At 73.6% G+C, this 12,994-nt stretch carries 12 protein-coding genes; 8 read left to right on the forward strand and 4 right to left on the reverse strand.

Annotated features, from left to right (window positions below; genetic code table 11):
* The first annotated feature begins 254 nt into the window (after nucleotides 1-254).
* The 3 genes from ABTZ03_RS33070 to ABTZ03_RS33080 all read left to right on the forward strand — a co-directional run bounded on the left by ABTZ03_RS33070 (nucleotide 255) and on the right by ABTZ03_RS33080 (nucleotide 2,947).
* A complete protein-coding gene (locus ABTZ03_RS33070; protein WP_030289665.1) occupies nucleotides 255-458 on the forward strand; it encodes a cold-shock protein in 204 nt (67 codons plus the stop codon).
* Nucleotides 459-804: 346 nt separating this feature from the next.
* A complete protein-coding gene (groL, locus tag ABTZ03_RS33075; protein ID WP_350516837.1) occupies nucleotides 805-2,427 on the forward strand; it encodes a chaperonin GroEL in 1,623 nt (540 codons plus the stop codon).
* Nucleotides 2,428-2,587: 160 nt separating this feature from the next.
* Entirely contained in the window at nucleotides 2,588-2,947 is a 360-nt protein-coding gene (locus tag ABTZ03_RS33080; RefSeq protein ID WP_350516838.1) for a DUF8819 family protein, read from the forward strand.
* An 8-nt stretch (nucleotides 2,948-2,955) separates the two neighbouring features.
* On the opposite strand, the gene ABTZ03_RS33085 is transcribed toward ABTZ03_RS33080, so the two are convergent.
* Nucleotides 2,956-3,591 carry an HD domain-containing protein gene (locus tag ABTZ03_RS33085; protein ID WP_350516839.1) on the reverse strand — a complete coding sequence of 212 codons (636 nt, stop codon included), beginning with the start codon at nucleotides 3,589-3,591 and terminating at the stop codon, nucleotides 2,956-2,958.
* A 78-nt stretch (nucleotides 3,592-3,669) separates the two neighbouring features.
* On the opposite strand from ABTZ03_RS33085, the gene ABTZ03_RS33090 reads away from it, so the two are divergent.
* The 3 genes from ABTZ03_RS33090 (at nucleotide 3,670) to ABTZ03_RS33100 (ending at nucleotide 5,798) form a co-directional block, all read left to right on the forward strand.
* Nucleotides 3,670-4,053, forward strand: coding sequence for a PadR family transcriptional regulator (locus ABTZ03_RS33090; protein WP_350516840.1), 384 nt, complete (start codon nucleotides 3,670-3,672; stop codon nucleotides 4,051-4,053).
* Nucleotides 4,050-5,009, forward strand: coding sequence for a hypothetical protein (locus ABTZ03_RS33095; RefSeq protein ID WP_350516841.1), 960 nt, complete (start codon nucleotides 4,050-4,052; stop codon nucleotides 5,007-5,009). The genes ABTZ03_RS33090 and ABTZ03_RS33095 overlap by 4 nt, the downstream gene beginning before the upstream one ends.
* A gap of 102 nt (nucleotides 5,010-5,111) precedes the next feature.
* Nucleotides 5,112-5,798 carry a copper homeostasis protein CutC gene (locus tag ABTZ03_RS33100; RefSeq protein WP_350516842.1) on the forward strand — a complete coding sequence of 229 codons (687 nt, stop codon included), beginning with the start codon at nucleotides 5,112-5,114 and terminating at the stop codon, nucleotides 5,796-5,798.
* Nucleotides 5,799-5,857: 59 nt separating this feature from the next.
* Here the strand turns inward: ABTZ03_RS33100 and ABTZ03_RS33105 are convergent, their stop codons facing one another.
* Complete coding sequence (locus ABTZ03_RS33105; RefSeq protein WP_350516843.1) at nucleotides 5,858-7,912, reverse strand: HelD family protein; 2,055 nt, start codon at nucleotides 7,910-7,912, stop codon at nucleotides 5,858-5,860.
* Nucleotides 7,913-8,202: 290 nt separating this feature from the next.
* Between ABTZ03_RS33105 and ABTZ03_RS33110 the strand changes: the two genes are divergently transcribed.
* The gene (locus ABTZ03_RS33110) at nucleotides 8,203-8,367 is read left to right on the forward strand and encodes a hypothetical protein (RefSeq protein ID WP_350516844.1); all 165 of its coding nucleotides are present in this window, start codon (nucleotides 8,203-8,205) and stop codon (nucleotides 8,365-8,367) included.
* A gap of 19 nt (nucleotides 8,368-8,386) precedes the next feature.
* Here the strand turns inward: ABTZ03_RS33110 and ABTZ03_RS33115 are convergent, their stop codons facing one another.
* Nucleotides 8,387-10,024: a DNA repair helicase XPB gene (locus ABTZ03_RS33115; protein WP_350516845.1), complete on the reverse strand. Its 1,638-nt coding sequence runs from the start codon at nucleotides 10,022-10,024 to the stop codon at nucleotides 8,387-8,389.
* Nucleotides 10,025-10,181: 157 nt separating this feature from the next.
* On the opposite strand from ABTZ03_RS33115, the gene ABTZ03_RS33120 reads away from it, so the two are divergent.
* Nucleotides 10,182-10,433 (forward strand): hypothetical protein, encoded by a 252-nt coding sequence (locus ABTZ03_RS33120; protein WP_350516846.1) that lies wholly within the window; start codon nucleotides 10,182-10,184, stop codon nucleotides 10,431-10,433.
* Between the two features lie 17 nt (nucleotides 10,434-10,450).
* On the opposite strand, the gene ABTZ03_RS33125 is transcribed toward ABTZ03_RS33120, so the two are convergent.
* Complete coding sequence (locus tag ABTZ03_RS33125; protein WP_350516847.1) at nucleotides 10,451-12,952, reverse strand: helicase-associated domain-containing protein; 2,502 nt, start codon at nucleotides 12,950-12,952, stop codon at nucleotides 10,451-10,453.
* Nucleotides 12,953-12,994: the final 42 nt, after the last annotated feature.

Consider the following 12,994-nt stretch of genomic DNA (forward strand, 5'->3'; position numbering starts at 1 on the left):
GTTCACTCTTGTCTCTTGACGGGCCCTCGGAATTCCCGGCGGTTGACCCTGTTGCAGAGGGCGTCGGTCCGGATACATTCAGCGGCGGTCGACGTAATCAACCGCTCACGGAAGCCGTCCGGCGCCCCCGTGCGGAGGATTGCGGCGTGCACGGCTGCGCTCAGGGGGGGTTCCCCGGGCCGGCCTTCAAACCAGACCCGGGCCCGCGACCTGCGGGACCGTGAAGGGCCAGCACAGCACTAGGGGAGTTCGGAATGGCTCAGGGCACCGTCAAGTGGTTCAACGCGGAGAAGGGCTACGGCTTCATCGCGGTCGACGGTGGTGCGGACGTCTTCGTCCACTACAGCGCGATCCAGATGGACGGCTACCGCACCCTCGAGGAGGGCCAGCGGGTCGAGTTCGAGATCTCCCAGGGACAGAAGGGCCCGCAGGCGGACATGGTCCGCGCGGCGGTCTGACCCCTTCCGACTCCAGGAGCTCGGCGCGGCCCACTGCTGGTGGACCTCCTGCTTCTCGACGGGCCCGTACGACACGCGTCGTACGGGCCCGTTCGCGTTGCCGTGCGGGCCTGTTCGCGTTCCCGTACGGGCCCGTCGGGCGGCTCGCGGGTTGCCGATTGGGCTTGCACTCGACCACCCGGAGTGCTAATCATTGGCGTTAGCACTCACAGTGTGAGAGTGACAGCGGACCGGGTCGGTGAGGCCCCCGGGAGCGGTAGGGGAATGGACCTCCGCGCACCAGGGCCGTCCGTCGCGGGCACCCCTTGGTCCGAGCAGTCGACCGTGTCCCGGAGGACCACTTCTGATGGCCAAGATCATCGCCTTTGATGAGGAAGCTCGCCGCGGCCTTGAGCGTGGCATGAACCAGCTCGCCGACGCCGTGAAGGTCACGCTCGGCCCCAAGGGCCGCAACGTCGTGCTGGAGAAGAAGTGGGGCGCCCCCACGATCACCAACGACGGTGTCTCCATCGCCAAGGAGATCGAGCTCGAGGACCCGTACGAGAAGATCGGTGCGGAGCTCGTCAAGGAGGTCGCCAAGAAGACGGACGACGTCGCGGGTGACGGCACCACCACCGCCACCGTGCTCGCCCAGGCCCTGGTTCGCGAGGGTCTGCGCAACGTCGCCGCCGGCGCCAACCCGATGGCCCTGAAGCGCGGTATCGAGAAGGCCGTCGCCGCCGTCTCGGACCAGCTGCTGGCCCAGGCCAAGGACGTGGAGACCAAGGAGCAGATCGCCTCCACCGCCTCCATCTCCGCCGCCGACACCCAGATCGGCGAGCTCATCGCCGAGGCCATGGACAAGGTCGGCAAGGAAGGCGTCATCACCGTCGAGGAGAGCAACACCTTCGGCCTGGAGCTTGAGCTCACCGAGGGCATGCGCTTCGACAAGGGCTACATCTCCGCCTACTTCGCCACCGACCTGGAGCGGATGGAGGCGACCTTCGAGGACCCGTACATCCTCATCGCCAACTCCAAGATCGGCTCGGTCAAGGACCTGCTCCCGCTGCTGGAGAAGGTCATGCAGAGCGGCAAGCCGCTCGTCATCATCGCCGAGGACGTCGAGGGCGAGGCCCTGTCGACCCTGGTCGTGAACAAGATCCGCGGCACCTTCAAGTCCGTCGCCGTCAAGGCCCCGGGCTTCGGCGACCGCCGCAAGGCCATGCTCGGCGACATCGCCATCCTCACCGGTGGCACCGTGATCTCCGAGGAGGTCGGCCTCAAGCTGGAGAACGCCGGCATCGACCTGCTGGGCACCGCCCGCAAGGTGGTCATCACCAAGGACGAGACCACCATCGTCGACGGTGGCGGCGACAGCGAGCAGGTCGCCGGTCGCGTGAGCCAGATCCGCGCCGAGATCGAGAACAGCGACTCGGACTACGACCGCGAGAAGCTCCAGGAGCGCCTCGCCAAGCTGGCCGGCGGCGTGGCCGTCATCAAGGCCGGCGCGGCCACCGAGGTGGAGCTCAAGGAGCGCAAGCACCGCATCGAGGACGCCGTCCGCAACGCCAAGGCCGCCGTCGAGGAGGGCATCGTCGCCGGTGGTGGCGTCGCGCTGCTGCAGGCCGGTGTCGCGTTCGACAAGCTGGAGCTGGACGGCGACGAGGCCACCGGTGCCAACATCGTCAAGGTCGCGCTGGAGGCCCCGATCAAGCAGATCGCGACCAACGCCGGCCTGGAGGGTGGCGTCGTGGTGGAGAAGGTGCGCAACCTCCCCGCCGGTCACGGCCTGAACGCCGCCACCAACGAGTACGTCGACCTGGTCGCCGCGGGCATCATCGACCCGGCCAAGGTCACCCGCTCCGCGCTGCAGAACGCCGCCTCCATCGCGGCGCTGTTCCTCACCACTGAGGCCGTCATCGCCGACAAGCCGGAGAAGGCCGCCGCGGCCGCCGGCGGCGGCATGCCGGGCGGTGACATGGACTTCTGATCCTGATCGGATTCCCGGTCGGATCGTCGATCCTCGTCCGCGTGGGCGGTTCCCTTCGGGGGGCCGCCCACGCGGCGTTTCCGGGGGCCGTCCATGCGGCGTTCCGGGGGTCGCCCACGCGGCGTTTCGGGGTTCCGGCGTTTCCGCGGAGAATGGACGGATGGCTTCCGACGACATCGAGACCGCCCTGCACAACGCCCGGGCGCTGATCCTGGCCGACCTCACCGCGCGGGACGTGGCGGACGCCGCCGTCGTCTCGCTGGTGGAGCAGGCCGTCGCCCACCGCCGCTGGTGGCTGGAGCAGTGGCCGGACGGCACCGAGTACGTGCTCGGGCTGGTCGCCCAGGACGTCCAGGACGCCCTGTTGGAGGCGTACGGGCGGTGGCCGCTGTGCACCGCCTGCGTGGCCGACGGGGACCCGCACGCGCTCGGCGTGGAGCCGGAGTTGGGGCCGGAGCCGCACTGGGTGTGCGGCAAGCAGGGCGCCGTGGTGGCGGCGGTGGGGGAGCTGGGGGCCTAACTGGGGTCCTAGGCGCCCTGGAGGGCGTCGAGTTCGGCCGTCAGGTTGGTGCGGGCGGGCTCGGTGAAGCGGTCGCGCGCGGTGGGGGTGCGGTAGAGGGCCGGGAGCGCCAGGAGTTGGCGCAGCACGGCGGCCCGGCCGGCCCGGAAGTCCGGCTCCGGGACGAAGCCGTACTCCTCCCGGACGGCGGCCGCGTACGCCGCGTAGGCCTCCGGGGTGCCGCCGAGCACGGCGAGGTCCGCGTCGCAGAGCACCTCGCCGTCGCGGTCGCCGGGGGCCGGGTCGTGGGTGACGGTGAGCAGGACCAGCCGCTCGACCGCGGCGACCCGGTCGGCGGGCAGGCCGCCGGCGGTCAGCGCGCGGACGGCCAGGGCGGCGCTGCGCTGCTCGTTCTCGGTGCGGTCGGGCCGGTAGACGGCGTCGTGGAACCAGGCGGCCAGCCGGACGGCGTCCGGGTCGGCGGCGTGCCCGGCGAGGGCGTCGACGTGGCCGAGCACCGCGCGCAGGTGCGCGGGGGTGTGGTAGCGGCGCTGCGGTTCGGACCAGCGGCGCAGCAGTTCCCGGCCGTACGGTTCGGGGTCCTCGGTGGTGCCGCAGCGGTGCAGCAGGGCGGTCCAGGCGGTGAGCAGGTCCTCGGTCGGCATGGGCCTCATTGTGGTGGGTCGGGGATTCGAGGTCCGCACCGGTGGACGGATGTGCCGTTCGGCGATATATGTAGGTGTATGACTGAACGCTCCATGCAGGAGCCGACGCTGCTGCTGCTCACCGCGCTGGCCGACGCCCCGAGACACGGCTACGCGCTCATCCAGGAGATCGACGCGATCTCGGACGGCCGGGTCAAGATGCGCACCGGCACGCTCTACGGGGCGCTCGACCGGCTGCTGACCCAGGGGCTGATCGAGGTCGCCGCCGAGGAGGTCGTGGACGGCCGGGCCCGGCGCAGCTACGCGCTGACCGACGCCGGACGGGACGCCCTGGCCAGCGAGGCCGAGCGGCTGCGGGCGGTGGCCACCGAGGCCGAGCGGCGGCTGACGAAGATCCGGTCGATGTTGCCGGGGAGGACCGGGTCGCAGGAGCGGCCCGCCGCGGGGGGAGGACTCTCATGACCATGCCGGTGATCGGCCCCACGCCGTCGGCGCTGCTGCGGGCCGCGCTGCAGCTCTACCCGGCGCGCTACCGCCGTGAGCGCGGCGAGGAACTGGCCGAGGTCTTCGCCGACACGACGGCCGAGGGCGGTCGGGTGGCGGTCGCCCGGGAGGCGCTCGGCCTGGCGGTGTACGGTCTGCGGGTGCGGCTCGGGCTGACCGGCGGGTCGGCGGCCGGACGGCTGCTGGCCCTGCTGGCGCCGATGGTCGCCGGGGCCGTGGTCGGGGCCACCATGGTGCCCTGGGTGGCCACACTGGAGCGGACCACCAGGTGGCTCGCCTGGGACGACTCGTTCGGGAACCACGTCCGGGCCTTCGCCCCGCCGGCGGCCGCGCTGCTGCTCGGAGTGGCGGCCCTGCTGGGCCGGTGGACGGCGGTTCGGGTCACCGCGCTGCTGCTGGGCGCCATCGGGTTGTACGACCTGGGTGACGCGGCCCTGGGGAGGACCCTCTTCGACGTCTGGTGGGTCGGCTACATCGGGATGGCCACGGTGCCGTTCGTGGTGGCCGGGCTGTTGCTGGCCGCCGCGCCGACCGATCTGCTGCCCAGGCCGAACCTGCGCACCGCCGGGCTGGTGGTGGCCTCGGCGGTCCTCGGCGGGATGCTGGAGGCGGTCCAGAACTGGGACGACACGACGTTCCCGCTGGACCTCCAGTGGTTCGTGGTGCTGCTGATCGCTCCGACGCTGCTGGCCCTCGCCGGGCTGCGCGGGCGGCTGGGGGCGGCGGCGGTCGGGCTGGCGGTGCTGGTGGTGACCGGGCCGGGCAGCCTGTTCAACATCTGGCGGGAGTCCCGCGGGATCTCGCACCTGCTGCCGGTCGCAGTGCCGGTGGTGGCCCTGCTGGTGCTGGTGGCGGTGGCGGAGCGCCGGTTCGGCCGGCGGGAGGCCGTCGGGGTGGTGCCGGGCCGGGCCTGAGGCCCGCGCCGGGAAAGGGCCTGAGGAGCGCCCCCGTTCCGGTGTGACCGGAACGGGGGCGTGGTCTCGCCGGGGCCGGGGGGATGTGGCAGGCTATCTGATATGTCTAGACCAATTTTCGAAGTCATCGCGCTGACGCCCCAGGACGCCCAGGCTGCCGAGTCGGGCGGCGCCGACCGGCTCGAACTGGTCACCGACATGGCCGCCGACGGACTCACCCCCTCGGTCGAGGACTTCGCCCGGATCCGGGCCGCCGTCGGCATCCCGCTGCGCGTGATGCTCCGGATCCGGGACGGCTTCGCCCCCGGCGACCTGGACGAGCTGTGCGCCCGGGCCGCCGCGCTGCGGGCCGAGGGCGCCGAGGAGTTCGTGCTCGGCTTCCTGGACGCCGAGGGCGCCGTCGACCTGGCCGCCACCACGACCGTCGCCGAGGCGATCGCCGGCTGCCGCTGGACCTTCCACCGGGCGATCGACCACAGCGCCGACCGGGCCGCCCTGCGGGCCGCCGTCGGCGCGCTGCCCGGGCTGGACACCTTCCTCACCTCCGGCGCGGCGGCCGGGGTGGACGCCGGGCGCGAGGTGCTCGCCGCCGAGCTGGCCCGCCGCGGCGAGCCGGGCTACACCCAGCGGATCCTGATCGGCGGCGGCCTGCGGGCCGAGCACCTCAAGGAGCTGCGGGCGGAGGGCTTCGACGCCTTCCACGTCGGCGGCGCGGTGCGGGCCGACGGCTGGCGGACGCCGGTGGACGCGGCCAAGGTCGCCGAGTGGCGGGCGCTGATCGACGCGTGAACCACGGCGGAAGGGGCCTCCCGGTGGCCGGCCCCTTCCGCGTCCCGACCGGACAGCGCTCAGCCGAGCTGCTCGGGCAGCGGCTCGCGGTGCAGCACCGTCAGCCCGGAGACGGCGCGGGTGAGCGCCACGTACAGCCGGCGCAGGCCGGTCCGCTCGTCCGGCTCCCCGGCGATCACCGCGGCCGGCTCGTCCAGCACCACGTAGTCGTACTCCAGACCCTTGGCGAGCGAGGCCGGGACGAGGGTCAGCCGGGCGTCGGCGCTGGTCTCGGTGCCGGGGGAGAGGTGCGGCAGCCCGGCCGCCGTGAGCAGCTCGCCGAGCCGCGGGATCCGGGCGTCGGCGGCGATCAGGCCGGTCGAGCCCTCGTGCTCCAGCGCCTCCCGGCAGGCCGCCAGGACGGCCTCCTCCCACGCCTCGGCCTCCTCGACCCGGCGGATCTCCAGCGAGCCGGGCGCGTCGCGGACCGAGGTGGCCGGGGCCAGGCCGGGGGCGATCGCGGGCAGCAGCCGGGAGGCGTACACGATGACCTCCTCGGGCACCCGGAAGCCCTTGGTCAGCTCCTCGATGTGCGCCTCCGGCTTGCCCAGGTGGCGCAGCGCCTCGGGCCAACTGGCCGTCGCCCACGGGGTGGTGCCCTGGGCGAGGTCGCCGAGGACGGTGGCCGAGCCGGTGGTGCAGCGGCGGCCGACGGCGCGGTACTGCATCGGCGAGAGGTCCTGGGCCTCGTCCAGCACCACGTGCCCGAGCGAGGGGGTGCGCTGCACCAGGTCGGTCGCCTCGTCGACCAGGACGGCGTCGGCCGGTGTCCAGCGCGCGGTCTTCACCGAGCGGCCGGGCTTGGGCCAGAGCACCGTCCGCTGCTCCTCGGCGGTCAGCACGCCCTCGGCGCACTCGGCCAGGAACTCCGGGTCGGAGAGCAGCCGCAGCACCAGCTTGGCCGGGTCGACGGCCGGCCAGCACTCCTTGACCACCGCCTTGACCGCGGCGTTGCGGGCCACCGCGTCCTGCACCCGGTCGTCCGGGGCCTCGCCGCCCTGCTCCATCTTCAGCAGCACGGCGTGCGAGATGCGCTGCGGCAGGGCGTCCCGGGCGGCGCCGTAGCGGATCTCGCGGCCCTTCAACTCCTCGATGATCTCGACCAGTTCGTACACCGGGACGCGCCAGCGGCGGGAGCCGCGGACCACCACGCAGGGCTCGGTGGGCAGCGTGATGCCGGCCCGTACGGCCCGGCGCAGCACCTCGGCCATCCGGGCGTCGCCCTTCAGCCGGGCCGCCTCCGGGGTGTCCTCGCCCCGCACCTCGACGTGGGCGACCAGCTGCTGCACGGTGGCCTGGCCGACCTCCAGCTCGCCGAGCGCCGGGAGGACCTGCTCGATGTAGGAGAGGAAGGCGTTGTTCGGGCCGATCACCAGGGTGCCGGTGCGGGCCAGCCGCTCCCGGTGGGCGTACAGCAGGTACGCGACGCGGTGCAGGCCGACGGCGGTCTTCCCGGTGCCGGGCGCCCCCTGGACGCAGATGGTGCCCGTGATGTCGGAGCGGACGATCTCGTCCTGCTCGGGCTGGATGGTGGCGACGATGTCGCGCATCGGGCCGACGCGGGGCTTCTCGATCTCGGCGGCGAGCAGTGCGGAGGCGGTGTCCGTCTCCGCCGGGTCGGTGAGGTGCTCGTCCTCGTAGGCGGTGAGCTCGCCGCCGGTGTAGCCGAAGCGGCGGCGGCGCTCGACGTCCATCGGCTCGGTGCGGCTGGCCCGGTAGAACGGCTGGGAGACCGGCGCGCGCCAGTCGATCACCATCGGGTCGCCGTCGGCGTCGTGGACGTGCCGGCGGCCGATGTAGAAGTTCTCCCCGCCGCCCCCTTCGCTCAGCTCCTCGCTGACCGCGTGCAGGTAGTCGAGGCGGCCGAAGAACAGCGGGGTGTCGGAGAGGTCGGCCAGGGCGGCGATCCTGGCCTCGATCTGGTTCTGCAGGATGACGGCGGTGACCCAGGAGCCGGTCACGTCGCGGATGTCCAGCGACTGGACGTCCTCGCGCATGGCCCGCAGCGCGGACCGGGAGGCGGCCAGGTGGTCGCGTTCGCGCTGGAGGGGGTCGGTGGTGGGGGTGGCGGGCACAGCGAACCTTCCCGGCTGCCCCGGTGGCGGGCGCAGCGGATCGATGGAGCTCACGGTGGGGTACAGCCGACCGGTTGCCGTGCGGTCGGCGCCTCCCCCGGCTGCCTGCGGACGTCAGCAGGTACCACGGTTCGGGAGGGGGCAGACGGACGATCTTAGACCCGTCGGCCTCGGGGTTCCAGCCCCGCAGGTCTCAGGGTCGCGGGTACACCCGGAGGAGGACGGGCGTCGCGGTGGATGCGGCCTTTGGAGTGATGCCGTGGGCCGGTCGGGTGCCTACCGTGGAAGACATGAGCAGCGAAACCCCCACCCCCCGTTCGGGCCCGGCCGGCGCGACCGCCGTCCAGGGCCGCCACCACCGCAATCCGCTGAGCACCGCCGTGCGCAACGTCGGGATCGTGCTGGACACCGCCGCGCGGGTGATCTTCCTCGGGCGCGACGGTGTCCGGTACTGAACCTGTCTAGGGCACGTCTCTAGAGCACGTCGTCCGCGTCGATGATCCGGTACGCGTAGCCCTGCTCGGCCAGGAAGCGCTGCCGGTGGGCGGCGAAGTCCTGGTCCACGGTGTCCCGGGCGACCACCGAGTAGAAGTGCGCCGAGTGCCCGTCCGCCTTGGGGCGCAGGACGCGGCCGAGGCGCTGGGCCTCCTCCTGGCGCGAGCCGAAGGTCCCGGAGACCTGGATGGCGACCGTCGCCTCGGGCAGGTCGATCGAGAAGTTGGCGACCTTGGAGACCACCAGGACGCCGATCTCCTTGTTCCGGAAGGCGTCGAAGAGCTTCTCGCGCTGGGCGTTGCTGGTCTCGCCCTTGATCACGGGCGCGTCCAGGGCCTCACCGAGCTCGTCCAGCTGGTCGATGTACTGGCCGATGATCAGCGTCTGGTCCTTCTCGTGCTTCTTGACCAGCGCCTCCACCACCCGCCGCTTGGTCGCGGTGGTCGCGCAGAAGCGGTAGCGCTCCTCCGGCTCGGCGGTCGCGTAGGCGAGCCGCTCGGAGTCGGTCAGGGTGACCCGCACCTCGCAGCAGTCGGCGGGCGCGATGTAGCCCTGGGCCTCGATCTCCTTCCAGGGTGCGTCGAAGCGCTTCGGGCCGATCAGGCTGAACACGTCGCCCTCGCGGCCGTCCTCGCGCACCAGGGTGGCGGTCAGGCCGAGCCGGCGGCGGGCCTGGAGGTCGGCGGTGAACTTGAACACCGGCGCGGGCAGCAGGTGCACCTCGTCGTAGACGACCAGGCCCCAGTTGCGGGCGTCGAACAGCTCCAGGTGGGCGTAGACGCCCTTCCGCTTGGTGGTCATCACCTGGTACGTGGCGATGGTGACCGGGCGGATCTCCTTCCTGGTGCCGCTGTACTCGCCGATCTCGTCCTCGGTCAGCGAGGTGCGCTTGACCAGCTCGTGCTTCCACTGGCGGGCCGAGACGGTGTTGGTGACCAGGATCAGCGTGGTCGACTTGGCCTCCGCCATCGCGGCGGCGCCGACCAGCGTCTTGCCGGCGCCGCAGGGCAGCACCACGACGCCGGAGCCGCCGTGCCAGAAGCCCTCGACGGCCTGCGCCTGGTACGGGCGCAGCTGCCAGCCGTCCTGCTCCAGCTCGATCGGGTGCGCCTCGCCGTCGACGTACCCGGCGAAGTCCTCGGCGGGCCAGCCGAGTTTGAGCAGCACCTGCTTGATCTGGCCGCGCTCGGAGGGGTGCACCACCACGGTGTCCGGGTCGACCCGGGCGCCGACCAGCGGGACGATCTTCTTGGAGCGCAGCACCTCCTCCAGCACCGGGCGGTCGGTGGTGGTCAGCACCAGCCCGTGGACGGGGTGCTTGCTGAGCTGGAGCCGGCCGTAGCGGCCCATGGTGTCCGCCACGTCCACCAGCAGCGCGTGCGGCACCGGGTAGCGCGAGTACGTCACCAGGGCGTCGACCACCTGCTCGGCGTCGTGCCCGGCCGCCCGCGCGTTCCACAGCCCGAGCGGCGTCACCCGGTACGTGTGCACGTGCTCGGGCGCCCGCTCCAGCTCGGCGAACGGTGCGATGGCGCGGCGGCAGTCGGCGGCCTTGGGGTGATCGATCTCCAGGAGAAGAGTTTTGTCGCTCTGGACGATGAGCGGTCCGTCGTTCACGCGGGGGAGCCCTCCACTGGCTGACAGGCTGACTGGCTGCGGGACCGGATCCGGGGGGACCGGGCCCGACGCAGACCCTCCAGTGTCGCTCATCCCGGGCGGTACGTGGGAGGCCGCTTCGAGTGACCACGGTCCGGGCTCGCTCGTTGGGCCGGGCATGAAGAACTCGAAGCGCGTTCTGACCGCCCTCGCCCTGATGGGCACGGCCTTCGCGGCCACCGCCTCCTCGGCCGGCTCCGCCCACGCCCTCGCCGGGATCGGCGAGGGGCCCGGGGGGCTGCTGGCCGCCCCCGGATTCCTGATCGCCGACCAGGTCGGCGGCGGCTCGCTGCCGGTCGGACAGGGCCAGATCGGCAGCCTGGCGGACCAGGCCGTCAAGCAGAAGATGAAGGAGTCGACGGGGCACTGACGCCCCGTCGGGGCCTGCTACTCGTCCAGCTCCGCGACGCCGGTGATGCGGTGCAGGGCGAAGGTGCGGAGTTCGTCGGCGTGGTGGTCGAAGGCGGTGACGTAGCCGCCTTCGACCTTGACCGGGTCGATGATGCGCTGGCTGGCGATGCCCTCGGCGTTGAGGTAGCCGATCCACATGCGTTCGCCCAGCAGGACGGCGGTCTGGAGGGCGGCGAGGGTCTCCGCGGCGGCGGTGCGGGGGAGTTGGCGCGGGTCGGGGGTCGGCTCGCGGCGGGTGGCGGTGGCGGCGCGGTCGCCGGCCCGGATGGCCTTGATCGCGGCGGCGAGCAGGGTGTCGTCGGGGGCGGGCGGGCCGTCGGGGACGGGGGGGGGGGCGGTGCGCGGCGGGGTGCGGCGGCTGTTCGGGCGGGTGATCAGCACGTCGCCCTCGGCGGACTCGGCGGCCGGGGCGTAGCCCATCGTGCGCAGGGCGGCGAGCAGGACGTCCGGGGCGGCCTGGGCGGCGAGGACGGTGGGGGCGAGCAGCCGGAGCCGCAGGTCGGCGGTGCGGCGGTCGGCGAGCACCTCGTTCAGCAGCGACGGGTCGTCGCAGCGCAGGTAGGAGGAGGCCGCGCCGACCCGCAGGATGCCGTGCCGGCGGGCGACGTCGTCGATCAGGTAGGCGAGCGGCTGGGGGACGGGCGTGCGGCTGTGCTGGGCCAGGAAGGTCTGCAGGTCGGCGGCGGTGCGGCCGGCGTCCAGGGCGCGGCGCACCGAGGTCGGGGTGAAGCGGTAGACGGTGGCGCCGCCCTTGGACTCGATGTCGGCGCAGAGCGCGAGCGCGTGGGCGAGCGGGGTGAGCAGCGGGCCGGGGGCGATCGCGGTGAGGTCCGGCTGGAGGATCACGTGGTCCAGCGGCTGCGGCAGCAGCGGGGCGAGCACCTCGGCCGGGTCGGACTCGGCGGTGAGCAGGGCGCGGGCGGGTGCGGCCAGGGCGCCGCGGCCGGTGACGCCGAGCAGTTCGGCCTCGGTGAGCGTCCAGGCGGTGAGGTCGTCGCGCAGCTCGTGGCCGTCCGGGTTGGTGGGGCCGCCGCGCAGCGGGCGCTGCCAGCGCAGGGTGGGCAGCAGTTCCTCGGCGGTGGCCGGGGTGCCGGGCGGGAGTTCGGCGAGCAGCGCGAGGGCGGCACGGCGGACGGACGGGGCGAGGGTGCGGTCGAGTTCGGGGCCGAGGGCGGCGCGCGGCTTGCCCTTGCCGTCCGGGGTGCCGGTGAGGGCGGGGACGCGGGTGGCGGCCAGCCAGGCGCCGGCCAGGACGGACCAGCGCTCGGCGGTGTCCAGCTGCAGCCAGCTGTCGTACCCGGGGGTCGGCGACCAGCACTCGTCGGCTTCGCCGTCGGGGGCCAACAGGCCTGCGGTGTAGGCGAGTTCGAGCCAGAAGGCGGCCTGCTGCTCGGTGCTCTCCAGGGTCTGGGCGGCGCGCTTGAGATCCCGTACGCCGAGGCCGCCGGCCCGCAGGGTGGGCGGCGGGGTGAGGCCCCAGGCCTCCAGCAGCTCCTCGACGGTCCGGACGGCGGTGTGCGCCTGACCGGCCGCGGCGCTGTCCACGACCTGGGGGTCGCGCGGGGCGGCGGCGGGCGCGGGCTCGGGCTGGACCGGTTCGACGGTGCGGTGGGTGCGGCCGCCGCGCAGGTGCAGGGCCAGCTCACGGGGCAGCACCACGCTGCCCGGGCTGGTCGGCAGCAGCAGGCCGCGGGCCAGCAGCCATTCGACCGGGCTCTGTGCGTCCTCGGCGGTGACCGGGCGGGTGGCGTCCGGGACGGTGCCGGTGGGCGGGCCCCAGACCAGCCGGTCCAGCAGGCGCAGGGCGGCTTCGGGGGCGGTGTCGAGCAGCGCGGCGCAGCGGGTGCGGTCGGTGAGCAGCGCGGTCAGGGCGGCGACGGCGGTGACCGGGTCCGGGGTGGCGGGCTCTCCGGCCGAGGCCAGCAGCTGCTGGAGCCGGGCCGGGGACATCCCGGTGGTGGCGTCGGCGAGGGTCGGGCCGAGGCCGGTGCGGCCGGGGTTGACGGCGCTCGGGGCGAGCGCCTCGCGGACGGCGAGCACCAGCCGCAGGCCGTTGTCGGGGCCCCAGAGCAGGGCCCGGTCGCGCAGGGCGGCGATCGCGCGGGGGAGGGCGGCGGCGACCGCGGACCGGTCGGCCGGGGTGAGCGGGGTGGCGCCGGGGTGCGGTTTGACCTTGACCGGGCCGGTCAACAGGGTGCGGACGGTGGTCAGGCCGGTGCCGTCCGGGGCGGTCGCCAGCGCCTCGGCGACCTGGAGGGTGAAGCGGTCGAGCCGCTCCAGGGAGCGCAGTGCGGAGGCGCGCGAGGACAGCCGGGCGGACAGCTGGGTGAGGTCGCCGGGAACGGGGTTCAGCAGGTCGGGACGGGACCGGAGCAGGGCGGCCAGTGCGTCGTCGGGGCGGGCGCGCAGCTCCTCGGCGAGGGTGCGCGGGCCGGCGGGCGTCCTGCTCTGGCGTCGGGGGCCCTGCTGTGTGGTCATTCGACCTAGGTTAGTCGGGAGCACGGACGGTGGGGGCGCTCG

The sequence above is a fragment of the Kitasatospora sp. NPDC096077 genome (assembly GCF_040303245.1).
Taxonomy (GTDB): Bacteria; Actinomycetota; Actinomycetes; order Streptomycetales; family Streptomycetaceae; genus Kitasatospora.

Coding starts and splice junctions, on each gene's coding strand:
- ABTZ03_RS33070 (WP_030289665.1), top strand. CDS start 255: ATGGCTCAGGGCACCGTCAAGTGGTTCAACGCGGAGAAGGGCTACGGC.
- groL (WP_350516837.1), top strand. CDS start 805: ATGGCCAAGATCATCGCCTTTGATGAGGAAGCTCGCCGCGGCCTTGAG.
- ABTZ03_RS33080 (WP_350516838.1), top strand. CDS start 2,588: ATGGCTTCCGACGACATCGAGACCGCCCTGCACAACGCCCGGGCGCTG.
- ABTZ03_RS33085 (WP_350516839.1), bottom strand. CDS start 3,591: ATGCCGACCGAGGACCTGCTCACCGCCTGGACCGCCCTGCTGCACCGC.
- ABTZ03_RS33090 (WP_350516840.1), top strand. CDS start 3,670: ATGACTGAACGCTCCATGCAGGAGCCGACGCTGCTGCTGCTCACCGCG.
- ABTZ03_RS33095 (WP_350516841.1), top strand. CDS start 4,050: ATGACCATGCCGGTGATCGGCCCCACGCCGTCGGCGCTGCTGCGGGCC.
- ABTZ03_RS33100 (WP_350516842.1), top strand. CDS start 5,112: ATGTCTAGACCAATTTTCGAAGTCATCGCGCTGACGCCCCAGGACGCC.
- ABTZ03_RS33110 (WP_350516844.1), top strand. CDS start 8,203: ATGAGCAGCGAAACCCCCACCCCCCGTTCGGGCCCGGCCGGCGCGACC.
- ABTZ03_RS33120 (WP_350516846.1), top strand. CDS start 10,182: ATGAAGAACTCGAAGCGCGTTCTGACCGCCCTCGCCCTGATGGGCACG.
- ABTZ03_RS33125 (WP_350516847.1), bottom strand. CDS start 12,952: ATGACCACACAGCAGGGCCCCCGACGCCAGAGCAGGACGCCCGCCGGC.